This window comes from Streptomyces viridochromogenes DSM 40736, assembly GCF_000158955.1.
In the GTDB taxonomy this organism is placed as follows: domain Bacteria; phylum Actinomycetota; class Actinomycetes; order Streptomycetales; family Streptomycetaceae; genus Streptomyces; species Streptomyces venetus.
In genome coordinates this window covers 4,482,381-4,508,109 of the sequence record NZ_GG657757.1, presented here as the reverse complement: position 1 = coordinate 4,508,109, position 25,729 = coordinate 4,482,381, and the positions used below count along the sequence as shown (strand labels likewise).

Sequence of the window (25,729 nt, the reverse complement as noted above, 5' to 3'; positions counted from 1 at the left end):
GTTTCCGTCCATGATGCGGACGCGAATGTCACACATCTGCGGCAAAGTCGGGGCCCCACTCGCCCTCGGCACAACCAACTGTGCTAGTTACGAGTCAGACACGTGCGGCCCCTTTCCCCTCGTCCTCAACTCGGCCGCACCGTTGGGGCATTCAAGATAATCGGGGTATTTCCTTTGATAACCGGCATTAAGGGCACCCGTCTCCGCAGAGCCGCGGCCGTCGCCGTCACCACCGGCGCCATGCTCGCGACCGGAGCCCTCACCGTTGCGCCGGCGCAGGCCGCCTCGGCGCCCGCGATCGCCGCCAAGGGCGGCTTCGTGATGAACAACGCGACGGGCAAGTCCCTCTACACCAAGGCGGCCGACACGCGCCGCTCGACCGGCTCGACCACCAAGATCATGACCGCTCTGGTGGTGCTGAAGCAGTCGAACCTCAACCTGGACAGCAAGGTCACGGTCCAGAAGGCGTACAGCGACTACATCGTCGAGAACAACTGGGCGTCCAACGCCAAGCTGATCGTCGGCGACAAGGTCACCGTCCGCCAGCTGCTGTACGGGCTGATGCTGCCGTCCGGCTGCGACGCGGCGTACGCGCTCGCCGACAAGTTCGGCTCGGGCTCGACGCGCGCGGCGCGGGTGAAGTCGTTCATCGGCAAGATGAACTCCACCGCCAAGAGCCTCGGTCTGAGCAACACGCACTTCGACTCGTTCGACGGCATCGGCAAGGGCAGCAACTACTCCACGCCGCGCGACCTGACGAAGATCGCGAGCGCGGCGATGAAGAACTCCACGTTCCGCACGGTCGTCAAGACGAAGAAGTACACGGCGAAGACGACCACGAAGTCCGGCGGTACGCGGACGATGGCGCCGTGGGAGAACACCAACCCGCTGCTCAGCAGTTACAGCGGCGCGATCGGTGTGAAGACGGGTTCCGGCCCGGAGGCCAAGTACTGCCTGGTCTTCGCCGCCACCCGTAACGGCAAGACGGTCATCGGCACGGTCCTGGCGTCGACCAATCTGGACACGCGCAAGTCGGACGCGACGAAGCTGCTCAACTACGGCTTCACCAAGTAGGACAGGCAGCAAGCAGGACAGGCACCGCGAAAGGGGGGCTCGCCGCAGCCGGCGGCGAGCCCCCCTTTCGTCCGGCTCATGCCCAGGTGATCAGCCGCTTGGGCTGCTCCAGGATCGCCGCCACGTCCGCGAGGACCTTCGAGCCCAGTTCGCCGTCGACCAGACGGTGGTCGAACGACAGTGCCAGCGTGGTGACCTGACGGGGCTTCACCTTGCCCTTGTGGACCCACGGCTGGGGCTTGATCGCACCGACCGCGAGGATCGCGGACTCGCCGGGGTTGAGGATCGGCGTGCCCGTGTCGACGCCGAAGACGCCGACGTTGGTGATCGTCACCGTGCCGCCCTGCATGGCCGCGGGGGACGTCTTGCCCTCCCTGGCCGTCGACACCAGCTCGCCCAGCGACTCGGCCAGCTGCGGCAGCGTCTTGGCGTGGGCGTCCTTGATGTTCGGCACGATCAGGCCGCGCGGGGTCGCCGCCGCGATGCCCAGGTTGACGTAGTGCTTGACCACGATCTCCTGGGCGGCCTCGTCCCAGGACGCGTTGACGTCCGGGTTGCGCCGGATCGCGACGAGCAGGGCCTTGGCGATCAGCAGGAGGGGGTTCACGCGCAGGCCCGCGAACTCCTTGTCCTCCTTCAGCTCCTCGACCAGCTTCATCGTGCGCGTCACGTCGACCGTCACGAACTCCGTGACATGCGGCGCGGTGAACGCCGAGCCGACCATCGCCGCCGCCGTCGCCTTGCGCACGCCCTTGACCGGGACGCGCGTCTCGCGCGTGGTGTCGTACGACGCCGGGGCCGGGGCGGCGGCGGCCGGGGCGGGCGGCGCCGCCGGCTCGGGAGCCTCGGTCGTGGCCGCGGCCACCGCCGCGTGCACGTCCTCCCGGGTGATGATGCCGTCCGGGCCCGTCGGCACGACCGTCGCCAGGTCGACGCCCAGGTCCTTGGCCAGCTTGCGGACCGGGGGCTTGGCCAGCGGGCGCTCGGCGGTGACCGGCGCGGCCGGGGCCGAGGCGGTCGGGGCCGGGGCCGCCGGGGCGTGGCCGTTCAGCTCGGTCTGGATCGCCGTCGAGGCCTGCTGGACCGGGACCTCCGGGCCCTTGCGGGGGCGCCGGCGGGTGGACGAGGTCGCCACTCCGTAGCCGACGAGGACCGGCTGGCGGCCCGAGCCCTCGGCCTTCGGCTCCTCGGCGGCCTGGGCGGCCGCGGGCTCCTCGGCGGCCGGGGCGGAACCGCCGCCCACGTCCACCGCGATGATCGCCGTGCCCACGTCGACCGTGGTGCCCTCCGGGAAGTGCAGATCCCGGACCACCCCGTCGTAGGGGATGGGCAGTTCGACGGCCGCCTTCGCCGTCTCGACCTCGCACACCACCTGCCCGTCCGTGACCGTGTCGCCGGGCTGGACGAACCACTTGAGGATCTCGGCCTCGGTGAGTCCCTCGCCCACGTCGGGCATCTTGAACTCGCGTACGGACGCTTCCGTCATCGTCGTCACGACCCTCTCCTCAGTACGCCAGCGAGCGGTCGACGGCATCCAGCACCCGGTCCAGATTCGGCAGGTACTCCTCCTCCAGGCGGGCCGGCGGGTACGGCGCGTGGTAGCCGCCGACCCGGAGCACCGGAGCCTCCAGGTGGTAGAAGCAGCGCTCCGTGATCCGCGCGGCGATCTCCGCGCCCGAGCCGAAGAACACCGGGGCCTCGTGGACGACGACCAGGCGGCGGGTCTTCTCCACCGACGACTGGATGGAGTCGAAGTCGATCGGGGAGACCGAGCGCAGGTCCAGGACCTCCAGGTTCTTGCCCTCCTCGGCGGCCGCGTCCGCGACCTCCTGGCAGAGCTTCACCATCGGGCCGTAGGCGGCGAGGGTGAGGTCGGTGCCGGGGCGCACGACGGCCGCCTTGTGCAGCGGGCCCGGGATCGCCTCCGCGTTGACCTCGGCCTTGTCCCAGTAGCGGCGCTTCGGCTCGAAGAAGATCACCGGGTCGTCGCTCTGGATGGCCTGCTGCATCATCCAGTACGCGTCCGACGCGTTGGAGGGACTGACGATCTTCAGGCCCGCCACGTGGGCGAAGAGGGACTCGGGGGACTCCGAGTGGTGCTCCACCGCGCCGATGCCGCCGCCGTAGGGGATGCGGACGACGACCGGGAGCTTGACCTTGCCCAGCGAGCGGGCGTGCATCTTGGCGAGCTGCGTGACGATCTGGTCGTAGGCCGGGAAGACGAACCCGTCGAACTGGATCTCCACGACCGGGCGGTAGCCGCGCAGGGCCAGGCCGATCGCCGTGCCCACGATGCCCGACTCGGCGAGCGGGGTGTCGATGACGCGGCTCTCGCCGAAGTCCTTCTGCAGGCCGTCCGTCACCCGGAAGACGCCGCCGAGCTTGCCGACGTCCTCGCCCATGATGAGGACCTTGTCGTCGGACTCCAGGGCGCGGCGCAGCGACTCGTTGATCGCCTTGGCGAGTGCCATCTTGTCGGCCATGTCAGTTGCCCCCCTCATCGGCGAACGACGCCTGGTACGCGGCGAACTGCGCGCGTTCCTCGTCGACGAGCGCGTGCCCGTCCGCGTAGACGTTCTCGAAGATGGCGAAGCGGTCCGGGTCCGGCATGGCACGGACCGCCTCGCGCACTCGTTTGCCCAACGCCTCGGACTCGGCCTCCAGTTCCGCGAAGAATCCCTCGTCCGCGTGGTTTGAGGCCTCCAGGTAGCGGCGAAGGCGCAGGATCGGGTCCTTGGCCTCCCAGGCCTGGCGCTCCTCGTCGCCCCGGTAACGGGAGGGGTCGTCGGAGGTGGTGTGGGCGCCCATGCGGTAGGTGAACGCCTCGACGAGGGTCGGGCCCTCGCCGCTGCGGGCCCGCTCCAGGGCCCAGCGGGTGACCGCGAGGACGCCGAGCACGTCGTTGCCGTCGACCCGGACGCCCGGGAAGCCGAAGCCCTGGGCGCGCTGGTAGATCGGGACGCGGGACTGCTTCTCGGTCGGCTCGGAGATGGCCCACTGGTTGTTCTGGCAGAAGAACACGACCGGGGCGTTGTAGACCGCGGAGAAGGTGAACGACTCGGCCACGTCGCCCTGGCTGGAGGCGCCGTCGCCGAAGTAGGCGATCACCGCGCTGTCCGCGCCGTCCTTGGCGACGCCCATCGCGTAGCCGGTGGCGTGCAGCGTCTGGGAGCCGATGACGATCGTGTAGAGCTGGAAGTTGTTGCTGTTCGGGTCCCAGCCGCCGTTGTTCACGCCGCGGAACATGCCGAGCAGGTTGGTCGGGTCCACCCCGCGGCACCAGGCGACGCCGTGCTCGCGGTAGGTGGGGAAGACGTAGTCGTCCTCGCGGGTGGCCCGGCCGGAGCCGATCTGGGCGGCCTCCTGGCCGAGCAGCGACGCCCACAGGCCCAGCTCGCCCTGGCGCTGCAGGGCGGTGGCCTCGGCGTCGAAGCGGCGGGTGAGCACCATGTCGCGATACAGACCGCGGAGCTCTTCGGGGGTGACACCGGCGACGTACTTGTCGTACTCGGCGTTCTTGACGCGCTTGCCCTCGGGCGTCAGCAGCTGCACGAGCTGGGGCTCGGTGCCCTTCGCGCCGGCGTCCTTCTTGGCGGTCGTGCGGGTGGTGCGCTTGGTGCCGGTGGTGCCGGCCTTGCTTCCGGCGCTGCGTCGCGATGTGCGCGCGGCAGTGCTCTCCACGGTCACGTGTGCTCCTCCGTCGGTCCGGCCCCCAGGGTTGCCGGTAGGCCAGTGCGGCTCACCTGTTCTCGACCACCGGGGCACGGGGTGGGTGCCACTCGGCCGGGAACAGGCGTGACAGGTGCCCCGGCGAGCGCCCTGCAAAAAGCACGTTACCCAGTGCTCCACATCTCTGTGAAACCCCATCTGACCTGCGATTTTGCTTGGATTTCCAAGTAAATCGGGAAGGCGTCGAAGGGGCCCTGGTCACAGCCTTGCAGGAGGCCGGAGCAACCGCACGTTAACCCGGTGACCCAGGTCACGGGAAGAGTCAACTTGTCGGCGCGCCGAAACGGTGTCGTGAAACGGCACGCGCGCGTGGGGCCCTCTCCGGGCCCCACGCGCGCGTGGATCGTTCGTTTCCGCGGTCGGGTCAGCCGCCGTCGCCGGCGGCGCCGCCGACGACACCCGTGGCTCCGCCGGAGTCGGTGCCGCCCGTGTCGTCCGGCGGGGTGCCCGGGTCCGTGGGCTCCTCGTCCGTCGGCTCCCCGGTCGGCTCCCCGGTCGGCCCCGGGGTGGTCGGCTCGTCCGTGGGCGTCTCGGGAGCGCTCTGGCTCGGCGTGTAGGAGGGGGTGTACGACGGCTGCGTCCAGCCGCCGCCGGAGCCGTTGCCCGTGCCGTCGTCCGTGGAGGTGTCGGTCGGCGTGCCCGTGTCCTCCTCGCTCGGCGTCTCGCTGGGCGTCTTCTTCTCTTTCGTCTGCGAGGTGGTCGGCGACTCCTTGGTGCCGGGACCCTTGTCGTCGCCGCCGGTGTTCTGCAGCGCCAGGGCGACACCCGCCGCGACGGCGATCACCGCGAGCACGGCGAGGATCCACAGCTTGCCCCGGCCGCTGCCCTTGTTGCCGTGGCCCTCGAAGCCGCCGTCGTCACCGCCGCCGTAGCCGGAGGGCAGGATCGGCGAGGGGATCTGCGCGGTGCCGGAGGCGTCACCGGGATGGCCCATCACGGCCGTCTGGGCGAAGCCGCCCGACGGGGTGTGCCGGCCCTCGTGCATGTCGACCGGGCCGGTGTTCCAGGTGCCGGTGTGGCCACCCTGGTCGTAGAGCATCTGGAGCGCGTACTGGACCAGTCCGCGCATCTCCTCGGCCGTCTGGAAACGGTCGTCCGGCTCCTTGGCGAGGGCGCGCATGGCCAGGCCGTCCAGCTCCGGCGGGCAGGCGTCGGAGGCCTCGGACGGCGGCGTCGGGATGTCCTGGACGTGCTGGTAGACCACCGACAGCGGGGTCTCGCCGGTGAACGGCGGGCGCAGCGCGAGGAGTTCGTAGAGCAGGCAGCCCGTCGCGTACAGGTCGGAGCGGTGGTCGACGGCCTTGCCGAGCGCCTGCTCCGGGGACAGGTACTGGGGGGTGCCCATGACCATGCCGGTCTGCGTCATCGTGGACTGCGCGCCGTGCAGGGCGCGGGCGATGCCGAAGTCCATCACCTTCACGGCGCCGTTGTGCGTGATGATGACGTTGGCGGGCTTGATGTCGCGGTGCACGATGCCGTGCTGGTGCGAATAGGCAAGCGCCTCCAGGACGCCCGAGACGATGATCAGGGCCTGCTCGGGGCCCGGCGCCTCCGCGTTCAGCAGCAGGTCGCGGATGGTGCGTCCCTCGACCAGCTCCATGACGATGTAAGGGACGGACTGGCCGCCGACGACATCCTCGCCGGAGTCGTACACGGCGACGATCGCGTGATGGTTGAGGCCTGCGACCGACTGTGCCTCGCGCGTGAAGCGCGCCTTGGACACCGGGTCCTCGGCAAGGTCGGAACGGAGCAGCTTGACGGCGACGGTGCGCCCGAGACGGACGTCCTCGGCGGCGAACACCTCGGCCATGCCACCCCGGCCGAGTCTGTGGGTCAGCCGGTACCGGCCGTCACCGACCAAGCCGCCGTTACCCCAGGACTCCGGCGCCTCCGACATCCCGCCGCCACTCGCCTCGGGGTCGGACGGGCCCTGAGCGCGCTGCTGCTGTGCCATCAGTCCTCGCCGTCGTTTCTGCCCGCGGTGCGCGCGGTGTTGTTACGGTCTCCGTCGGCCACGCTACAGCCTCGGCGCAAGCCGTCGGTCCGAGACGGGCGCCGGGACCGGCACGGTACGGACGCGCCATGAAACCTTTACTCCGTACTGTCGTGCAAATTCTGTGCACCGGCCGTACGTCCCCTGTAACGCTTCCGCGACGCTTCCTTCGCGTACGGTCACGGAACGGGCACCGCGCTTGACGTGGCAGGGCCCTGGGGCAGACTTGGCCGGGAATGGCGGTTTGGATCAACGACGGATCTGCGACAAGTCGGCGGCGCCGTAAGGGCTACGGGGGATACGGAACATGAGCCAGGACGGCGCACAGGGCCAGTACACGGGGCGGGCGCTCGCCGGTGGGCGCTACCAACTGCGTGATCTCCTCGGCCAGGGCGGCATGGCTTCGGTGCACCTCGCGTACGACAGCGTGCTCGACCGGCAGGTCGCGATCAAGACACTTCACACCGATCTCGGTCGGGAACAAGCCTTCCGCGAGCGGTTCCGCCGCGAGGCCCAGTCCGTGGCCAAGCTCACGCACACCAACATCGTCTCGGTCTTCGACACCGGCGAGGACACCCTCGACGGCATGACCACTCCGTACATCGTCATGGAGTTCGTCGAGGGCCGCCCCCTCGGCTCGGTGCTCGACGAGGACGTGCGGCAACAGGGCGCGATGCCCGCCGACAAGGCACTGAAGATCACCGCGGACGTGCTGGCCGCGCTGGAGATCAGCCATGAGATGGGGCTGGTCCACCGCGACATCAAGCCGGGCAACGTGATGATGACCAAGCGTGGCGTGGTCAAGGTCATGGACTTCGGCATCGCGCGCGCCATGCAGTCCGGTGTGACGTCGATGACGCAGACCGGCATGGTCGTCGGCACCCCGCAGTACCTCTCGCCGGAACAGGCCCTCGGCCGGGGCGTGGACGCCCGCTCCGACCTGTACTCGGTCGGCATCATGCTGTTCCAACTGGTCACCGGACGGCTGCCGTTCGAAGCGGACTCGCCGCTGGCCATCGCGTACGCACACGTCCAGGAGGAGCCGCCGGTTCCGTCCTCGATCAACCGCTCGCTGCCCCCGGCGGTGGACGCGCTGATCGCCCGTGCCCTGAAGAAGAACCCGAACGAGCGCTTCCCGAGCTCCGAGGCCATGCGCGACGAGTGCCTGCGCGTGGCCGCGTCCCTCCAGGCCGCGCCGCCGAGCATCGTGCCGGGCGCGCAGACCCCGAGCGGCGCGGGCGTCGGCTCGGCCGTGTTCCCGCCGGTCGACCAGGCGACCCCGGCGCCCTCGGGCCAGGTCCAGACGCCGTACCAGCCGACCCCGCCGCCGAACCCGTACGGCACGCCCCCGCCGTCGGCGCCGTCCCCGGCCTACGGCTACCCGCAGCAGGGCGGCTACCAGACGCCGTCCCCGGCCGCCTACGCGCCGCAGCCGGGCCCCTCGACCCCGCCGCCGTACAACCTGACGCCCCAGAACGCGCCGGCCTCCCAGGGCGGCGGCAGGAGCAACAAGCCGGTGATCATCGGCTCGGTCATCGTGTCGGTCGTCGCGGTCGGCGGCCTGATCGCGGCCCTGATGATGAACGGCGGCGGCGAGGACGACCAGGGCGGTGGCGGCGGCAGCAGCCCGAACACGTCGGCCTCGGCGGCCAAGAAGCCCGGATACCGCGGGCCGGACACGTCGCGCACGATCGACAGCGAGGAGTGCACGGAGCCGCAGGAGTCGTACAACGACCCCGAGAAGATCCGGATCCCGGACTTCAAGTTCAAGGACATCACCTCGGTCAAGGCGTGCCTCCAGGCGGCCGGCTGGCAGTCGAAGATCAACAAGGTGGACGAGAACACCTACGGCGAGGGCACCGTCATGCAGCAGTTCCCGTCCGAGAGCACCGATGTCGACCCGAAGGACATGCCCCAGATCGAGCTCAGCGTCTCGACGGGCAACCCGCCCTCCTGACCCGCCCACGTGGAAGGGCCCGGCAGCTTCGGCTGCCGGGCCCTTCTTCTCGGTTCGTGAGCGGGCGCTTCGTAAAGGGGCGCTTCGTAAGCGGGAGCCCTACAGGTACGGGCCGCCCGAGCGGGCCGTCCTACAGGTACGGGCCGCCGGAGCGGGCGCCCGGGTGCTGCTCTTCGAGGCCCTCGTGGCCGACGCCCGGCGGGAGGGCGCGGCGCATCTGCTCCAGCTGGGCGCGGGCCGCCATCTGCTGGGCGAACAGCGTGGTCTGGATCCCGTGGAAAAGCCCCTCCAGCCAGCCGACCAGCTGAGCCTGCGCGATGCGCAGCTCCGCGTCACTGGGGGTCGCCTCGTCCGTGAAGGGCAGGGAGAGCCGCTCCAGCTCCTCGACCAGCTCGGGTGCGAGACCGTCCTCCAGCTCCTTCACCGAGCTGGCGTGGATCTCCTTCAGCCGGGCCCGGCTGGCCTCGTCCAGGGGAGCCACGCGCACTTCCTCGAGAAGCTGCTTGATCATGCTGCCGATCCGCATGACCTTGGCGGGCTGCTCCACCTGTTCCGTGACCGGAGTCTCGCGGGAGTCGTCGTCCCCGCCCCCGCCGCCAAGCGCCGTGCCGTCCTGGCCCACGACCAGGATCTGCGGGTTCTCCTGCGACCGTTCGTTCCTCGGCATCTCCATGCCGCCATTCTCTCGCACGTCTGCACCTCACCTCCGTGGTGCCCCCACGGGAAGCTGATCCACCCTGTTCGAGGAGACGAATTGCTCAGACGTCGGGTTGCTCCCGAACGGGTGAACGCGGCTCGCGTGACAGGCGCAGCAGGCGGACCTCGCAGTGTTCCAGCCAACGGATCTCCGCCTCGGTGTGCAGGACGAGCTGTTCCAGCACGAGCAGCCGGGCCACCTCCTGCGGGTGTCCGGGGGCGCGGGCCAGTGCCTCGGCCCGCTGCCGTACGTGTTCGTGCAGCGCCTCGGCCACGTGCCGGCGCTGGGCCTCGACGACCTCCCGTACGTCGACGCCGTCCGCCCCGACCGCCATCACCAGCTTGATCGCCAGCTCGTCGCGCGGCGGGCTCGCCCGTTCGACGGGCCGCGCGTACCAGTCGCGCAGTTCGGCCCGGCCCTGCCCGGTGAGCGCGTACAGCGCCCGGCCCGCCTCGTCGGCACCCTCCTGGGCCACCAGGACGTCCCGTTCCAGACGGTCGAGGGTCGTGTAGACCTGCCCGATGTTCAGGGGCCAGGTCCCGCCGGTGCGGGCCTCGAACTCGGTGCGCAGGCGGGAGCCGTAGCGGGGGCCGGCCGCCAGGAGCGCCAGCAGCCCGTGGCGTATCGACATAAACGGATTGTGCAGCGGTTCCGTCTGTCGGCCGAGCCCGGAGTGCCGGACGGGTGCACCGGTGTGAGGCTGATCGCCTGGAAATGACCGAACTTGCCGATCTTGCCCTACCGGGGCACGGCGGGAAGGGGTCACCACCGTGACTCCATGGCAACGCGCACTGCGGGCGACGGGACTGGTGGTCGCCCTGGCTGCGGGCGCGCTCGTCTCACCGTACGGGTCCGTTCCGTCCTACGGCGCCGTCCTCGCGTACGGCGACGGGACCGAGTACGGCGACGGGACCGGGTACGACGCTGGGGCTGCGTACGGCGAGGAGGCCGCGTACGGCGAAGAGGCCACGCACGGCGAAGAGGCCACGCACGGCGAAGAGGCCACGCACGGCGAACAGGCCGAGGCGGGCGCCGGGGCCGGGGAGGCCCCCTCTGCCCCGTCCGCGCCGGGCGAGCCCTCGCGGGCCGGGAGCCGGGCCGGTGAGGGGCGGGAGCGGCCGGGGAGGCCGGAGGAGGCCGACACGGGCGCCGACGACTCCACCGCCGTACCCGAGGAACCCCGCGAAACCGTCCCCGTGCCCTCCGCGCCGACGGAGGACCCGGGACGGGACGCCGCCGCGCGTGCCGAACGCCCCGTCGGTCCGGTCCCGCGGATCCTGCCCCTCGGCAGCGGCCTGGTCCTGATCGGCCTCGGCCTGGGCCTCGCCTTCTTCGCACTGCGGCTGCGGCGGTCCTAGGCCGTGTCCGCAAGGTCCCGCCTGCCCCGCGACGCCGGTGTCAGGCGCCCTGTGGGGTGATCAGCAGGACCTTGCCGATGTGGCCGCTCTCCTCCACGATCCGGTGGGCGGCGGACGCGTCCGGCATCGGGAGTTCGCGGTCCACGACGGGGCGCAGACGGCCGCCGGCGAACAGGGGCCAGACATGCTCGCGCACGGCCGCGACGATGGCCGCCTTCTCCTCCGGCGGCCGGGCGCGCAGGGACGTCGCGCTGATCGCGGCGCGCTTGGCGAGCAGCGCACCGATGTTCAGCTCGCCCTTGACACCACCCTGCATGCCGATGATCGCGAGCCGGCCGTTGACGGCGAGGGCCTTGACGTTGCGCTCCAGGTACTTGGCGCCCATGTTGTCGAGGATGACGTCGGCACCGGCGCCGTCCGTGGCGTTCCTGACCTCTTCGACGAAGTCCTGCTCGCGGTAGTTGATCAGAATGTCGGCGCCCAGTTCGGCGCACCGTTCCAGCTTCTCCTTGGTGCCCGCCGTGACGGCCACCCGGGCGCCGACGGCCTTGGCGAGCTGGATGGCCATGGTGCCGATGCCGCTGGAGCCGCCGTGCACGAGCAGGGTCTCGCCGGGACGCAGGTGGGCGATCATGAAGACGTTCGACCAGACGGTGCAGGTCACCTCGGGCAGGGCCGCGGCCTCTTTCAGGCCGACGCCCTGCGGCACGGGCAGCAGCTGTCCGGCCGGGACGACCACCTTCTCGGCGTAGCCGCCGCCCGAGAGCAGCGCGCACACCTCGTCGCCGACGTTCCAGCCGGAGACACCGGAGCCGGTCTCGACGATCCGCCCGGAGCACTCCAGGCCGGGGTAGGGGGACGCGCCGGGCGGTGGGTCGTAGAAGCCCTGCCGTTGCAGGATGTCGGCCCGGTTGACGGCACTCGCCGTCACCTCGACCAGGACCTCGCCCTCGCCGGGGACGGGATCGGGGACCTCGTCCCAGACCAGCGCCTCGGGCCCACCAGGTTCGGGAATCGTGATCGCATGCATGTCACGGACGGTACCCCTCGGTCCGCGGACGGAGTCCCCTCCGTCCGCGGTTCGGCTCTGCCTACGTCCTTGGTCCGGTCCTGGCGAAAACCCATGTGCGGGACCGATGAGTTCCCGCGACAGCAAAGGTCTCCCCATGCGTAGCCCAAGCGCACGGAAGGACCCCAAGCATGCGCACACAGACGTCCGGCCTGGCGATCGAGACCGCGGGCCTGGTGAAGACGTTCGGTGGGACCAGGGCGGTCGACGGAGTGGACCTGTCCGTGCCCGCGGGCACGGTCTACGGCGTCCTCGGCCCGAACGGCGCCGGCAAGACCACCACCGTGAAGATGCTCGCCACGCTCCTGCGGCCGGACGGCGGTGAGGCGCATGTCTTCGGCCACGACATCGTCCGCGAGGCCGACGAGGTGCGCGGCCGGGTGAGCCTCACCGGCCAGTACGCGTCGGTGGACGAGGACCTCACCGGCACCGAGAACCTGGTGCTGCTGGGCCGGCTGCTCGGCCACCAGAAGAGGGCCGCCCGGGACCGGGCCGCACAGCTCCTGGAGGCCTTCGGGCTGACGGAGGCGGCCGCGAAGCAGGTCAAGCAGTACTCGGGCGGCATGCGGCGCCGGATCGACATCGCCGCGTCCATCCTCAACACCCCCGACCTGTTGTTCCTCGACGAACCGACGACGGGCCTGGACCCGCGCAGCCGCAACCAGGTGTGGGACATCGTGCGGGCCGTCGTCTCCCAGGGCACCACCGTGCTGCTGACCACGCAGTACCTGGACGAGGCCGACCAGCTGGCCTCCCGGATCGCCGTCATCGACCGGGGCCGGGTGATCGCCGAGGGCACCAAGGGCGAACTGAAGTCGTCCGTGGGTGCCGGGTCCGTCCATCTACGGCTACGGGATCCGGACCAGCGGGACCTCGCGGCCCACCTGCTGCGCCAGGCCCTCGACGCGAAGGTGCAGCCGGAACCCGACCAGGTCGCCCTGACCGCCCGCCTCGGTACGGCGGCGAGCGACGACAGCGCCGCCGGGCAGGCCGCCCGCGCGCTGAACGAGCTGGCCCGGGCCGGCATCACCGTCGACAACTTCTCGCTGGGCCAGCCCAGCCTGGACGAGGTCTTCCTCGCCCTGACCGGCCACGACACGCACGAGTCCGGCCGCTCCGACGACTCCGGCCGCTCCCACGACCCGAAGGACGAGGTGGCGGCATGAGCACCGCGACGACCACCGAGAGCAAGGACCTCGCCCCGGTCACCGCCGAGTCCCTCGCCGCGCTGCTCGTCTCCAAGGAGCGACCGCCCCGGCCCAGCGCCTGGTCGGCCTCGATGACCTTCGGCTGGCGGGCCGTCCTCAAGATCAAGCACGTGCCGGAGCAGCTCTTCGACGTCACGGCGTTCCCGATCATGATGGTGCTGATGTACACGTACCTGTTCGGCGGGGCGCTGGCCGGCTCGCCGGAGGAGTACATCCAGTTCCTGCTGCCGGGCATCCTCGTGATGTCGGTCGTGATGATCACGATGTACACGGGTGTCTCGGTCAACACGGACATCGAGAAGGGCGTCTTCGACCGGTTCCGCAGCCTGCCGATCTGGCGGCCGTCGACCATGGTCGGCTATCTGCTCGGCGACGCCCTGCGGTACACGATCGCCTCGGTCGTGATGCTCACCGTCGGCGTCGTCCTGGGCTACCGGCCCGACGGCGGGATCGTCGGCGTGCTCGCCGGGATCGCGCTGCTGGTGCTGTTCTCGTTCGCCTTCTCGTGGATCTGGACGATGTTCGGGCTGATGCTGCGCACCGAGAAGTCGGTGATGGGCGTCAGCATGATGGTGATCTTCCCGCTCACCTTCCTGTCCAACGTCTTCGTCGACCCGAAGACCATGCCGGGCTGGCTTCAGGCCTTCGTCAACAACAGCCCCATCACCCATCTGGCGTCGGCGGTGCGGGGGCTGATGGCCGGGGACTGGCCGACCGCCGAGGTCGCCTGGTCGCTGGGCTGGGCCGGGCTGTTCGTGCTGGTCTTCGGGCCGGTCACGATGCGGCTGTACAACCGGAAGTAGGCAGGCTCCGGGTCGGCCGGCCGTCACGCGCGTGGCGGCCGGCCGATCCGTCTCCCGGCCGGTCAGCCGCGGGGCATCGGACGGATGTCGGGCGTGACCTGGGCGCCCGGTGTCTTCCGCACGATCGTGATGAGCCGGTCGGCCAGCTCCAGCCTCCCGATGGCCGGGTCGTCGTACCCCAGCACGCGGTGCCCGCGTATGACGCTGACCACCAGGTCGGCGACCTCACGCGGGGTCTTGCCCACCTCGGCCTTCACCACAGGTCGTTCGACGAGGTCGAGTCCGCTGCCCTGCTGGATGAGGTCCTCCATCACCATGCCGGCCGAGGGGCTGAGCACGGAGAGGCCGAGCAGACGGCCGGCGGCGCTGGCGCTGGTGATGACCGCGTCGGCGCCGGACTGCTTGAGCAGCGGAGCGTTCTCCTCCTCCCGCACTGCGGCCACGATCTTCGCCCCGCGGTTGAGCTGCCGGGCCGTCAGCGTCACGAGGACCGCCGTGTCGTCGCGCTGGGTCGCGATGATGATCTGGCGCGCCTTGTGCACCTCGGCCCGCTTGAGCACCTCGCTGCGCGTCGCGTCCCCGACGATGCCCGCGTAGCCCTCGGCGGCCGCGGCGTCAATCACCTTGGAACTGGGGTCGACCACGACGACCTGTTCCTTCTTCAGGCCCGTCGCGCAGACGGTCCGGATCGCCGACCTGCCCTTCGTGCCGAAACCGACGACGACGGTGTGATCGCGCAACGTGGACCTCCAGCGGGTCAGCCGCCACTCCTCCCGGGTGCGTTCGGTGAGGGCCTCGAGAGTGGTGCCGACCAGGATGATCAGGAACAGCACGCGCAGGGGCGTGATGATGAGGATGTTGGTGAGCCGCGCGGTGTCGCCGGCCGGGGCGATGTCACCGTAACCGGTGGTGGAGAGCGTGACGGTCGCGTAGTAGAAGGCGTCGAGGAGGTCGACGCCGCCGCCCGCGTTGTCGTTGTAGCCGTCCCGGTCGGCGTAGACGATCAGAGCGGTTACGACGAGCACCAGCAGCGCGATGGAGAGCCGCTTGGCGACCTGGCGGAACGGGTGCTCCACCACCTTCCTCGGAAGTTTCACGCGATGGGTCACCAGGTGCTCGTCCGCCTGGCGGGCGATGATGTCCTGGCCCGGCAGTTTCACGTGAAACACACCCCGATCCCGCCGGACGCCCAGGGCAGGTCGAGCAGTTCCTGCTCCTGCCCCGCACGGGCGCCGCCCGGGGGTACGACGGCCAGTGCGTCGGCCGCCGCGATACCGCGCAGCATGGCCGGGCCGTTGTAGTGCAGTGGCACGCCCTGGTCGCCGCGCAGGACGACGGGGACGAGCCGGGTGTCGTACGGGTGTCCCTGCACGGCGTCCCTGAGCGGCAGCGTGTACGGCTCCGGGGCCTGGCGGGCCGCGAGGGTCCGCAGCAGCGGCTCGGCCAGTGTCAGCAGCCCGGAGACGGCGGCGAGCGGGTTGCCCGGCAGTCCGACGAGGTACTGGGTCTCCGTGGTGCGCGCCAGCAGCATGGGGTGGCCCGGCCGTACCTTGACGCCGTCGACGAGGAGTTCGGCGCCGATGCGGCGCAGGGTGGGGTGGACGTGGTCGACGGGACCGGCGGCGGTGCCGCCGGTGGTGACGAGGACATCGGCGTCGGACGTGGTGATCGCCCGGCGCAGGGCGCCGGCGTCGTCGCGGACGCGTCGCACGGCGACGACCTCGGCGCCGAGCGCCCGCAGCCAGGGCTCCAGCATCGGGCCGAGGGCGTCCCGGATCAGACCGTCGTGCGGCAGCCCCTCGGTGAGCAACTCGTCCCCGAGGACCAGCACTTCCGCGCGAGGGCGCGGGACGGCGTCGACGGTGTCGTATCCGGCGGCCGCGGCGAGACCCAGGACGGCCGGGGTGACGAGGGTGCCGACGGGCAGCAGCTGGTCGCCGGTGCGGCATTCCTGGCCGCGCGGGCGGATGTCCTGGCCGGGGGCGACCTCCCCGGTCGCGTACAGCCGTCCCTTGTCGTCGGTGCGGCCGTGCTCGCTGCGCAGGACGGCGGTGGTGTCCGGGGGGATGCGGGCGCCGGTGGCGATCCGGGCGGCCTCGCCGTCGGTCAGCGGCGTGGGTGCGGCGTGCCCGGCCAGGATGCCCTCGTCCCGTACGTCCCAGGGGGCGGGGCCGGCGACCGCCCAGCCGTCCATCGCGGAGGTGTCGAAGGAGGGGAGGTCGGTGAGGGCGTCGAGAGGGGTGGCCAGGGTGAGGCCGAGGGCGGCTTCGAGGGGGACGGAGACGGGGGCGCGCCGAGCGGCCCGGGCGGCGTTCCGGCCGGCGCGTTCGGCGACGGCCCGGGCTTCCGGCCAGGGGGTGGCGCGGTGGCGGCTGTCGGACCGGGGAGAGGTGCCCGGACGGTCGGGGGTGCGGCCGCTGTCCGTCTCGGCTCGTGGGGCCGGGGCGGGCCGGTGGTTGCCGTTGCTGTCGTTCACGAGGGCGAGCACCTCCTCGACGTCGAGGTCCTCGGCGTCCTCACCGGCCCGGGTGCCGTGCGCGGTCATCCGGCGGCGTCCGGGCGGGTGTCCGGGGTCGCGTCCGGGGCGACGTCGGACGGGGCACCGGAGGGCGCGGCACCGGAGGACCGGGCGTCGGAGGTGCTCTCCGCCGCCCAGCGGGCGGCGAGGGCCGCGGCCTTGCGGGCGGCCTCGGCGACCGCTTCGGGGCCGCCACCGGCACGCGCCGCCGCATAGCCGACGAGGAAGGTGGTCAGCGGCGCCGCGGGCCTGGCCACCCCGTGGGCGGCGTCACGGGCGAGGTCGAGCAGGACGCCGGTGTCGACGTCCAGTTCGATCCCCAGTTCGTCCTTGGCGGCGGAAATCCATTCATCCAACACGTGCCCATGCTCCCTGATACGTGCCCTGGCGGTGGCGATGTCGTCCCAGGTGTCGCAGTCGAAGGACGCGACCGGGTCGGAGATGCGGGTGAGGCTCAGCTCGGCGACGAGGCGCCGCAGCGGGAGACCGGTGAGACCGTCGTGCCGGTCGGCGAGGAGGGCGAGCACCTCGTGCAGCCGAGGCGTGCGGTACGCGGCCACGAGCGGCTGGTCACGGCCGTCGGGGTCGGTCAGCAGCACGCCGTCGGCGCCGCTCGTCCGCAGGGTGCCCAGCAGTCGGCCGACGGTCCGCTCCTGAAGGAACGGCAGGTCGGCGGAGAGCACCACGACGTGTTCGGCCGTGGTGTCCCGGAGCCCGGCGTCCAGCGCGGCGAGGGGTCCGCCGCCGGGTGGGTCCTCGCGGGCCCAGGTCACCGGCCGGGCCGTCGGCCGGGGCGCGGCGACGACGACGGTGCTGCGGGCGCCGGCGCACGCGGCGAGCACGCGGTCGAGCAGGGCCCGGCCCCCCACGCGCACACCGGGTTTGTCGGCGCCGCCCAGTCGGCGCGCACCCCCGCCGGCGAGCACGACGGCGTCGTACACGGCGGCGTCGTCCTGCCCGTGGGGGTCTTGCCCGTGGGTGTCTTGCCCGGCGGTGTCCTGCACGGGGGTGCCGGGTTCACCGGGAGGCTCGTAGGCGGTCACCCCCCGAGTATGCGTGCCCCCGCGATCACACGGAACGCGGGGGAACCGACCCGATCACGAGCACCAGCTCATACGAGGAACAGGAATCACAGCGTCCGCAGCAGCACCGCCGGCTGTTCCACGCAGTCAGCCACATACCGCAGGAAGCCGCCCGCCGTGCCGCCGTCGCACACCCGGTGGTCGAAGGTGAGCGAGAGCTGGACGACCTGCCGCACCGCCAGCTCGCCCTCGTGCACCCAGGGCTTGGGGACGATGCGGCCGACGCCGAGCATCGCCGCCTCGGGGTGGTTGATGATCGGGGTGGAGCCGTCGACGCCGAAGACGCCGTAGTTGTTGAGCGTGAAGGTCCCGCCGGTGAGCTCCGCGGGTGTCAGCGTCCCGGTCCGGCCCGCCTCGGTGAGCCGGGCGAACTCGGCGGTGAGCGACTCGGTGTCGCGCGCGTGCGCGTCCCGGACGACCGGGACGACGAGCCCCCGGTCGGTCTGCGCGGCGAAGCCCAGGTGCACCTGGTCGAACCGGACTACCTCCCTGGCCTCCGTGTCGACGGTGGAGTTGAGCTCGGGGAAGCGCGCGAGGGCCGCCGTGCAGATCCGGGCCAGCAGGGCCAGGACGGAGATCTTCGGTCCGCCGGCCGCGTTCATGGCCGTGCGGGCCCGCATGAGTTCCGTGGCGTCGGCGTCCACCCAGCACGTGGCGTCCGGGATCTCGCGGCGGCTGCGCGCCAGCTTGTCGGCGACGGCGCCCCGGATGCCCTTGAGCGGGGTGCGCGTCTCGCCGGGGGCCGGTGCGAGGGAGGCCTCAGGTGTGGGAGCGGTGCCGGGCGCCGGGGGTGCCGCCGTGGCGCCCTGGCCCGCCGCACGCAGCGCGTATTCCACGTCCGCCCGCAGGATCAGCCCGTCCGGGCCGGAGCCGGTCAGCTCCCGCAGATCGAGGCCGTTCTGGCGGGCGAGCCGACGCACCAATGGGGAGATCACGGGAACGGGGCCGTCCTCGGAGTCGGAGCCACCGGCCTGCCCGTCGACCACCTTGTTGGAGGCACTGGCGTGGGCGGGTGCCATGGCCGCAGGACGCGTACCGTCCCGCCCGGCCGCCGTGTCCCTGCCGGACCCCGGTCGCTCCTGCCGGACCCGGCGTCGGCGGGCCGGTGCCTCGGAGGTGCCGTAGCCGACCAGGACGTTGCCCGAGCCCTCGGTGTCGGCTCCGCCGCTGTCGGCGGGCACGCGCTCCCCCACCGCCACGGTGATCAGCGGCGCCCCGACGGGCAGTTCCGTGCCCTCCTCGCCGAAGCGGGCGGTGACCACACCGCCGTAGGGGCAGGGCACCTCGACCATCGCCTTGGCCGTCTCGACCTCGACGACGGGCTGGTCGATGGCGACCACGTCACCGACCTCGACCATCCAGCGCACGATCTCCGCCTCGGTGAGCCCCTCCCCGAGGTCGGGCAGCTTGAACTCCAGCACCTGTGCCATCAGCTCTCGGCCTCCCACTGCAGGCGCCCCACGGCGTCCAGGATCCGGTCCACACCGGGCAGGTGGTGGCGCTCCAGCATCGGCGGCGGATACGGGACGTCGAACCCGGCCACACGCAGCACCGGCGCCTCCAGGTGGTGGAAGCAGCGCTCCGTGACCCGGGCCGCGATCTCCCCGCCCGGGCCCCCGAAGGAGCCCGACTCGTGGACGACGACCGCGCGTCCCGTCCGCCGCACCGAGGCGCACACCGTCTCGTCGTCGAACGGCACCAGGGAGCGCAGATCGACGACTTCGAGGTCCCAGCCCTCGGCCCGGGCCGCCTCGGCCGCCTCCATGCAGACGGGTACGGACGGCCCGTACGTGATGAGTGTGGCGCTCCGGCCCGAGCGCCGCACCACCGCGCGGCCTATCGGTTCAACGGGCGTCGGCTCCTCCGGGTTCCAGGAGTCCTTCGACCAGTACAGCCGCTTGGGCTCCAGGAAGACGACCGGGTCGTCGGAGGCGATGGCGGCGCGCAGCAGCCCGTAGGCGTCGGCGACGGTCGCGGGCGTGACGACATGGAGCCCCGGGGTCGCCATGTAGTACGCCTCGGAGGAGTCGCTGTGGTGCTCGACGCCGCCGATGCCGCCGCCGTAGGGGACGCGGATGGTGATCGGCAGGGGCATCCTGCCGCGGGTGCGGTTGCGCATGCGGGACACGTGGGAGATCAGCTGCTCGAACGCCGGGTAGGCGAACGCGTCGAACTGCATCTCCACGACCGGGCGCAGGCCGTACATGGCCATGCCGACGGCCGTGCCGAGGATGCCCGCCTCGGCGAGCGGTGTGTCGGTGCAGCGGTCCTCGCCGAATTCCTTGGCGAGTCCGTCGGTGACGCGGAAGACGCCGCCGAGGGTGCCGACGTCCTCGCCCATGACGTGCACGGCGGGGTCGGCGGCCATCGCGTCGCGCATCGCGCGCGTGAGGGCCTGCGCCATGGTGGCCGGCTTGACGGCGACGGTGGTCATCGGTGGGTGCCCCCCTCCGGCTCGGCCTCGGCCTCGGCCTCCAGCTCCGCCCGCAGCTGCTCCCGCTGCTCGCGCAGCTGCGGGGTGGCCTCGGCGTAGACGTGGGTGAACAGGTCCATCGGGTCGAGCGCCGGGTCCTGGTTCATGTGCTCGCGCAGGGAGGCGGCCATCGCCTCGGCGGCGTCCCGGGCGGCCTGCTTTCCGGCCTCGTCGAGCAGGCCGCGCGCGGTGAGCTCGCGCTCCAGGAGCTGGATCGGGTCGTGCTCGCGCCAGGTCTCGACCTCGGCGTCGCCGCGGTAGCGGGTGGCGTCGTCGGCGTTGGTGTGGGCGTCGACGCGGTAGGTGATCGCCTCGACCAGGGTGGGGCCGCCGCCCGCGCGGGCGTGGCGCACGGCGTCGCTCAGCACCTCGTGCACGGCGGCGGCGTCGTTGCCGTCGACCAGGCGGCCGGGCATGCCGTAGCCGACGGCCTTGTGGGCCAGCGACGGGGCCGCGGTCTGCTTGGCGAGCGGGACGGAGATCGCGAAGCCGTTGTTCTGCACCAGGAAGACGACCGGGGCCTGCCAGACGGCGGCGAAGTTCAGCGCCTCGTGGAAGTCGCCCTCGCTGGTGCCGCCGTCGCCGACCATGGCCAGCGCGACCACGTCGTCGCCCTTGAGGCGGGCGGCGTGCGCGAGACCGACGGCGTGCGGCAGCTGGGTGGCGAGCGGCGTGGACAGGGGGGTGACCCGGTGCTCGTAGGGGTCGTAGCCGGTGTGCCAGTCGCCGCGCAACAGGGTGAGCGCCTGAACGGGGTCCACCCCGCGGGCCACCACGGCGAGCGTGTCGCGGTAGCTCGGGAAGAGCCAGTCGCGCTCCTCCAGGACCATGGCGGCGGCGACCTCGCAGGCCTCCTGGCCGGTGGTGGAGGGGTAGACGGCGAGGCGGCCCTGCTTGGTGAGCGCGGTGGCCTGCGCGTTGTAGCGGCGGCCGCGGACCAGCTGCGCGTACAGCGTCCGCAGCAGTTCCGGGTCGGCCTTCGCGGCCGCCTCGGTGCCGAGGACGCGGTACGGCTCCGCGTCGGGCAGCAGCGGCGCGGGGTCCATGCGGGGCTGCCAGGCGGGCGGCGGGGTCGGCCGGTACGCGCCCCGCTGCTCCATGACCGTCATGACGGCACCTCCTCGTGGGAGCGGCTACGGGAGACGCGTCGGCTGTGACCCGCCTCACCTACCGATTGTTCGGTCGACGGCGCAATTTGGCTATGGGTGGCCCCAGGCTGTGGACAAACGGTTCTCCACAGCCTGAGATGGACGCAGTACGTCCATGGCAGGGAGGGTGGCGCAGGTGGCATCTGAACAAATGGCCGAGAGCACGGCCGCGAGCCAGGACGACCACGGTGTGCTGCCACCGCCGCGTCCGCTGGACGCCATCGATCAGGACATCCTGCGCATGCTCCAGGCGGACGGCCGCGCCTCGATACGGTCGGTCGCCGACCGGGTCCACGTCTCGCGCGCGAACGCCTACGCCCGGATCAACCGGCTCGTCGAGGACGGGGTCATCCGTGGCTTCGGCGCCCGGGTCGATCACGAGCGGGCGGGTCAGGGGACGTCCGCGTACATCACCCTGAAGATCGTGCAGAACTCCTGGCGCACGGTGCGCGAGGAGCTCAGACAGCTGCCCGGGGCCTCCCACATCGCCCTGGTGGGCGGCGACTTCGACGTGCTGCTGCTGGTGCACGTGTCCGACAACCGGGCGCTGCGCGAGCTGGTGCTCACCCGGCTCCAGGCGATCCCGCAGGTCCTCAGCACGCGCACGCTGCTGGTCTTCGAGGAGGAGGACCTGGAGCCGCAGAGCTGAGCTCAGGCGCCCTTGCGGAGCCCTCCGAACGCCAGCTGCACCACCGCGTCGGCCACCTCGCGTTCGCTCATGCCGCGCACGTCCGGCCGGTACCACTCCACGATCGAGTTGATCATCCCGAAGACCAGCCGGGTCACCAGCCGCCCCTCGATGTCCCCGCGCACGTCGCCGTCCACGGTCGCCGCCTTCAGCAGCTCGGCCACCCGGTGGTCGAAGTCGCGGCGCCGGTCCAGGGCCCAGCGCTCGGTGTCGGTGTTGCCGCGCACCCGCAGCAGGAGGGTCACGTAGGGCAGCTCGGCTATGAGCACCTCGACCATGCGCCGCACGACGTACTCCAGGCGCTCGGCGGCGCTCCCCACGCGCGCGTGCTCCTCCTCGAGGATCCCGAAGAGGCCGTCCAGGGCCCGGCTCACGGCCCGCCGCAGCAGCTCCTCCTTGCCGGCGACGTGGTGGTAGATCGACGATTTGGAGATGCCCGCGGCCTTGGAGAGGTGCTCCATGGAGGTGCCGTCGTAGCCGCGCTCGTTGAACACCTGGACGGCGACGGACAGCAGCGTGTCCGGGGTGTAGGTGTCGCGCTTGGCGGTGGTCATGAGGCGGTGCCCTCCCGCTTGTCGGAGGCGTGGGCGTGGCGGTACAGCGCGAGGGACGGCGCGTAGCGCCCCGAGGGGTCGCGCACGTGCAGGTCGTCCAGGAGCGCGTAGGACCAGTAGCGGCCGAGCCGGCGGCTCCACTCGAACGGGCCCAGGGGGTAGTTGACACCCAGACGCATCGCGGTGTCGATGTCCTCCTCGGTGGCCACGCCCTTGGCGACGGCGTCGTGCGCCAGGTCGATGATCCGCGCGACCGTGCGGGCGACGATCATGCCGGGGACGTCGCCGATGACGCTGACGTCCTTGCCGAGCGCCTGGAAGAGGCCGGTGGCCTCGGCGAGGGTCTGCTGTGAGGTGTCCTGGGAGGCGGACAGGGCGATCCGGGTGGCCTTGCGGTAGTCCAGGGCGAGGTCGAAGTAGACGACGTCCCGGAACTCCACGGAGGTCTGCCCGTCCGTGAGGACGAGCTGTCCGCCGCTGGGCAGCACCAGGCGGGTGCCGTTGTCCTCGTCCTCGTCGCGGACCGGGATGCCGGCCTCGCGGATCAGCGCGAGCAGGTCGGATGCCGGACCCAGGTCGCCCTCGGCGACGACGTACGCGGGCGGCTGCCGCTTCTCGGCGGTGTCCGGCTCGGGCCGCTCGGCGCCGTCCTGGTGGTCGTACCAGCCGTGGCCGGTCTTGCGGCCGAGGCGGCCGGACTCGACCAGGCGCCGCTGGGCGAGGGACGGCGTGAAGCGCACGTCCTGGAAGAACGACTGCCAGACCGACCGTGTGACGGACTCGTTGACGTCCTGGCCGATCAGGTCGGTCAGCTCGAACGCGCCCATCCGGAAGCCGCCCGACTCGCGCAGCACGGCGTCGATGGTGGCCGGGTCGGCACCCTGCGCCTCGTACACCGCGAAGGCCTCGGCGTAGAAGGGCCGGGCGATGCGGTTGACGATGAAGCCGGGGGTGTCCGCGCAGGCGACCGGCGTCTTGCCCCAGGCTCGGGCGGTCTCGTACGCGCGCGTGGCCGACGTGACGTCGGTGGCGAACCCGGAGACGACCTCGACCAGCGGCAGCAGCGGCGCGGGGTTGAAGAAGTGCAGGCCGACGAAGCGGCCGGGGGCGCGCAGGGCGCCGCCGACGGCGGTGACGGACAGGGAGGAGGTGTTGGTGGCGAGCAGGCAGTCGTCGTCGACGATGCCCTCCAGCTCGCGGAACAGCTCCTGCTTGACGTCCAGCCGCTCCAGGACCGCCTCGACGACCAGGGCGCAGTCGGCGAGCTCGGCGAGGGTCTCGGCGGGCAGCAGCCGGGCGCGGGCGGCGTCCCGGTCGGCGCCGGTGAGCCGCTCCTTCTCGACGAGCCGGTCGAGGCGGGCCCCGATCGCGTCGGCGGCCTGCCGAGCCCGCCCGGGGGCGGTGTCGTACAGCCGTACGGGGTGGCCCGCGACCAGCGCGACCTGGGCGATGCCCTGGCCCATGGTGCCGGTGCCGACGACGGCCACGGGGCTGCTGAGGTCGAGTGCTGTCATGTGCGCGATCCTCCCGCACGGGGTTTTCCACAGATGCGGCGGACCCCCTTGAACCGACCGATCGTTCGGTTACTCTAGCTCTGTCCGTCCGTTCCTGCCCAGGGTTCTGCCCAGGTCCTGAACTCGACGAAGAGTTCTCGATACGAGGAGTTGGTCACCCATGACCGCCGCACTCTCGGCGCACGAGCTGATCGCCCGGCACCGGTCCACCCTCGACCAGGCGCTGGAAGCGATCCGCACGCGCGCGTACTGGTCCCCGCACCCCGAGCACCCCAAGGCCTACGGGGAGAACGGCAGCCTGGACGCGGCGGCGGGCAAGGCCGCCTTCGACGCGCTGCTCGGCACCCGCCTCGACCTCGGCCAGCCGGGCACGGACGACTGGGTGGGCGGCGAGACGTCCCCGTACGGCGTGGAGCTGGGCGTCACGTACCCGCACGCGGACCTCGACGTGCTGCTGCCCGCCATGAAGGCCGGACAGCGGGCCTGGCGGGACGCGGGCGCGGAGCAGCGCGCGGTGGTCTGCCTCGAGATCCTCAAGCGCATCAGCGACCGGACGCACGAGTTCGCGCACGCGGTCATGCACACCTCCGGCCAGGCGTTCATGATGGCGTTCCAGGCGGGCGGACCGCACGCGCAGGACCGCGGCCTGGAGGCGGTGGCGTACGCGTACGTGGAGCAGGTGCGCACGCCCGACAACGCGGAGTGGACCAAGCCGCAGGGCAAGCGCGACCCGCTGGCGATGAACAAGCAGTTCACGCCGGTCCCGCGCGGTATCGCCCTGATGATCGGCTGCAACACCTTCCCGACGTGGAACGGCTACCCGGGCCTGTTCGCCTCCCTCGCCACCGGCAACGCGGTCCTGGTCAAGCCCCACCCGCGCGCGGTGCTGCCGCTCGCGCTCACCGTCCGGGTCGCGCGCGAGGTGCTCGCCGAGACGGGCTTCGACCCGAACCTGATCGCGCTGGCCGCCGAGCGCCCCGGCGAGGGCATCGCCAAGACCCTCGCGACACGCCCGGAGATCCGGATCATCGACTACACGGGCTCGACCGAGTTCGGCGACTGGCTGGAGGCCAACGCCCGCCAGGCCCAGGTGTACACGGAGAAGGCCGGCGTCAACACGGTCGTCGTCCACTCCACGTCCGACTACAAGGGCATGCTCTCCAACCTGGCGTTCTCGCTGTCCCTGTACAGCGGCCAGATGTGCACGACGCCGCAGAACCTGCTGATCCCCCGGGAGGGCATCTCGACGGACCAGGGGCCCAAGTCCTACGACGAGGTGGTCGCGGACCTCGCCAAGTCGGTGGACGGGCTGCTGGGCGACGACGCGCGGGCGAACGCGCTGCTGGGTGCGATCGTCAACCCGGACGTGAAGGCGCGGCTGGAGGCCGCGGCGGGGCTGGGCGAGGTCGCCCTGGCCTCCCGTGAGATCACCAACCCGGACTTCCCGGGCGCTGTCGTGCGTACGCCGGTGATCGTGAAGCTGGACGGGGCCAAGCCGGACGACGAGGCCGCGTACATGAGCGAGTGCTTCGGGCCCGTGTCCTTCGCCGTCGCCGTCGACTCGGCGTCCGACGCGGTGGAGCTGCTGCGGCGCACCGTGCGGGAGAAGGGTGCGATGACCGTCGGGGCGTACACGACCGACCCGGAGGTCGAGCGGGACGTGCAGGAGGCCTGTCTGGAGGAGGCGGCGCAGTTGTCGCTGAATCTGACCGGTGGGGTGTATGTGAACCAGACGGCCGCGTTCTCCGACTTCCACGGGTCTGGGGGGAACCCTGCGGCGAGTGCGGCGTTGTGTGACGGGGCGTTTGTGGCCAACCGGTTCCGGGTGGTCGAGGTGCGCAGGGAGGCCTAAGGGCTCGGGGGG

The 25,729-nt window shown here is 71.7% G+C and carries 22 protein-coding genes; 7 read left to right on the top strand and 15 right to left on the bottom strand.

Annotated elements, in window-relative coordinates; translation table 11 throughout:
* Positions 1-174 precede the first annotated feature (174 nt).
* The gene (locus SSQG_RS19810; RefSeq protein WP_039933169.1) at positions 175-1,074 is read left to right on the top strand and encodes a D-alanyl-D-alanine carboxypeptidase family protein; all 900 of its coding nucleotides are present in this window, start codon (positions 175-177) and stop codon (positions 1,072-1,074) included.
* Between the two features lie 76 nt (positions 1,075-1,150).
* On the opposite strand, the gene SSQG_RS19805 is transcribed toward SSQG_RS19810, so the two are convergent.
* From SSQG_RS19805 to SSQG_RS19790, 4 genes are all read right to left on the bottom strand, one after another.
* The gene (locus tag SSQG_RS19805; protein WP_003991590.1) at positions 1,151-2,560 is read right to left on the bottom strand and encodes a dihydrolipoamide acetyltransferase family protein; all 1,410 of its coding nucleotides are present in this window, start codon (positions 2,558-2,560) and stop codon (positions 1,151-1,153) included.
* A 19-nt stretch (positions 2,561-2,579) separates the two neighbouring features.
* Entirely contained in the window at positions 2,580-3,557 is a 978-nt protein-coding gene (locus SSQG_RS19800; protein ID WP_003991589.1) for an alpha-ketoacid dehydrogenase subunit beta, read from the bottom strand.
* A 1-nt stretch (position 3,558) separates the two neighbouring features.
* Positions 3,559-4,761, bottom strand: a complete 1,203-nt coding sequence (gene pdhA / locus SSQG_RS19795) for a pyruvate dehydrogenase (acetyl-transferring) E1 component subunit alpha (protein WP_003991588.1) — start codon at positions 4,759-4,761, stop codon at positions 3,559-3,561.
* A gap of 406 nt (positions 4,762-5,167) precedes the next feature.
* A complete protein-coding gene (locus tag SSQG_RS19790; protein WP_003991587.1) occupies positions 5,168-6,757 on the bottom strand; it encodes a protein kinase domain-containing protein in 1,590 nt (529 codons plus the stop codon).
* Positions 6,758-7,103: 346 nt separating this feature from the next.
* Here SSQG_RS19790 and SSQG_RS19785 point away from each other — a divergent pair, with 346 nt between their 5' ends.
* Entirely contained in the window at positions 7,104-8,753 is a 1,650-nt protein-coding gene (locus SSQG_RS19785; protein WP_003991586.1) for a protein kinase domain-containing protein, read from the top strand.
* Between the two features lie 130 nt (positions 8,754-8,883).
* On the opposite strand, the gene SSQG_RS19780 is transcribed toward SSQG_RS19785, so the two are convergent.
* Both SSQG_RS19780 and SSQG_RS19775 read right to left on the bottom strand, forming a co-directional pair.
* On the bottom strand, positions 8,884-9,426 hold the full coding sequence (locus tag SSQG_RS19780) for a bacterial proteasome activator family protein (RefSeq protein WP_003991585.1): 543 nt from the start codon (positions 9,424-9,426) through the stop codon (positions 8,884-8,886).
* 85 nt (positions 9,427-9,511) lie between these two features.
* Complete coding sequence (locus tag SSQG_RS19775) at positions 9,512-10,081, bottom strand: PadR family transcriptional regulator (RefSeq protein ID WP_003991584.1); 570 nt, start codon at positions 10,079-10,081, stop codon at positions 9,512-9,514.
* A gap of 139 nt (positions 10,082-10,220) precedes the next feature.
* Between SSQG_RS19775 and SSQG_RS19770 the strand changes: the two genes are divergently transcribed.
* Entirely contained in the window at positions 10,221-10,808 is a 588-nt protein-coding gene (locus SSQG_RS19770; RefSeq protein ID WP_003991583.1) for a hypothetical protein, read from the top strand.
* A 40-nt stretch (positions 10,809-10,848) separates the two neighbouring features.
* Here SSQG_RS19770 and SSQG_RS19765 read toward each other — a convergent pair whose 3' ends face one another.
* A complete protein-coding gene (locus tag SSQG_RS19765; RefSeq protein WP_003991582.1) occupies positions 10,849-11,838 on the bottom strand; it encodes an NAD(P)H-quinone oxidoreductase in 990 nt (329 codons plus the stop codon).
* A gap of 170 nt (positions 11,839-12,008) precedes the next feature.
* Here SSQG_RS19765 and SSQG_RS19760 point away from each other — a divergent pair, with 170 nt between their 5' ends.
* Both SSQG_RS19760 and SSQG_RS19755 read left to right on the top strand, forming a co-directional pair.
* A complete protein-coding gene (locus SSQG_RS19760) occupies positions 12,009-13,043 on the top strand; it encodes an ATP-binding cassette domain-containing protein (RefSeq protein WP_003991581.1) in 1,035 nt (344 codons plus the stop codon).
* The gene (locus SSQG_RS19755) at positions 13,040-13,888 is read left to right on the top strand and encodes an ABC transporter permease (RefSeq protein WP_003991580.1); all 849 of its coding nucleotides are present in this window, start codon (positions 13,040-13,042) and stop codon (positions 13,886-13,888) included. Before SSQG_RS19760 ends, SSQG_RS19755 begins: the two co-directional genes overlap by 4 nt.
* A gap of 62 nt (positions 13,889-13,950) precedes the next feature.
* Here SSQG_RS19755 and SSQG_RS19750 read toward each other — a convergent pair whose 3' ends face one another.
* From SSQG_RS19750 to pdhA (SSQG_RS19725), 6 genes are all read right to left on the bottom strand, one after another.
* Positions 13,951-15,048 carry a potassium channel family protein gene (locus tag SSQG_RS19750; RefSeq protein ID WP_003991579.1) on the bottom strand — a complete coding sequence of 366 codons (1,098 nt, stop codon included), beginning with the start codon at positions 15,046-15,048 and terminating at the stop codon, positions 13,951-13,953.
* Complete coding sequence (locus tag SSQG_RS19745; RefSeq protein WP_003991578.1) at positions 15,045-16,433, bottom strand: molybdopterin molybdotransferase MoeA; 1,389 nt, start codon at positions 16,431-16,433, stop codon at positions 15,045-15,047. The genes SSQG_RS19750 and SSQG_RS19745 overlap by 4 nt, the downstream gene beginning before the upstream one ends.
* On the bottom strand, positions 16,430-17,449 hold the full coding sequence (locus SSQG_RS19740; RefSeq protein ID WP_425314997.1) for an NTP transferase domain-containing protein: 1,020 nt from the start codon (positions 17,447-17,449) through the stop codon (positions 16,430-16,432). Before SSQG_RS19740 ends, SSQG_RS19745 begins: the two co-directional genes overlap by 4 nt.
* Before the next feature lie 86 nt (positions 17,450-17,535).
* Positions 17,536-18,918: a dihydrolipoamide acetyltransferase family protein gene (locus SSQG_RS19735; RefSeq protein ID WP_003991576.1), complete on the bottom strand. Its 1,383-nt coding sequence runs from the start codon at positions 18,916-18,918 to the stop codon at positions 17,536-17,538.
* Positions 18,918-19,922: an alpha-ketoacid dehydrogenase subunit beta gene (locus SSQG_RS19730; protein WP_003991575.1), complete on the bottom strand. Its 1,005-nt coding sequence runs from the start codon at positions 19,920-19,922 to the stop codon at positions 18,918-18,920. Before SSQG_RS19730 ends, SSQG_RS19735 begins: the two co-directional genes overlap by 1 nt.
* Positions 19,919-21,070, bottom strand: a complete 1,152-nt coding sequence (pdhA, locus tag SSQG_RS19725) for a pyruvate dehydrogenase (acetyl-transferring) E1 component subunit alpha (protein ID WP_003991574.1) — start codon at positions 21,068-21,070, stop codon at positions 19,919-19,921. The genes SSQG_RS19730 and pdhA (SSQG_RS19725) overlap by 4 nt, the downstream gene beginning before the upstream one ends.
* 190 nt (positions 21,071-21,260) lie before the next feature.
* On the opposite strand from pdhA (SSQG_RS19725), the gene SSQG_RS19720 reads away from it, so the two are divergent.
* Entirely contained in the window at positions 21,261-21,758 is a 498-nt protein-coding gene (locus tag SSQG_RS19720; RefSeq protein ID WP_052310311.1) for an Lrp/AsnC family transcriptional regulator, read from the top strand.
* 2 nt (positions 21,759-21,760) lie between these two features.
* On the opposite strand, the gene SSQG_RS19715 is transcribed toward SSQG_RS19720, so the two are convergent.
* Complete coding sequence (locus SSQG_RS19715; RefSeq protein WP_003991572.1) at positions 21,761-22,351, bottom strand: TetR/AcrR family transcriptional regulator; 591 nt, start codon at positions 22,349-22,351, stop codon at positions 21,761-21,763.
* Complete coding sequence (locus tag SSQG_RS19710; protein WP_003991571.1) at positions 22,348-23,865, bottom strand: 3-hydroxyacyl-CoA dehydrogenase; 1,518 nt, start codon at positions 23,863-23,865, stop codon at positions 22,348-22,350. The genes SSQG_RS19715 and SSQG_RS19710 overlap by 4 nt, the downstream gene beginning before the upstream one ends.
* A 160-nt stretch (positions 23,866-24,025) precedes the next feature.
* On the opposite strand from SSQG_RS19710, the gene paaN reads away from it, so the two are divergent.
* Positions 24,026-25,717, top strand: a complete 1,692-nt coding sequence (paaN, locus tag SSQG_RS19705; RefSeq protein ID WP_003991570.1) for a phenylacetic acid degradation protein PaaN — start codon at positions 24,026-24,028, stop codon at positions 25,715-25,717.
* The last annotated feature ends 12 nt before the right edge of the window (positions 25,718-25,729 follow it).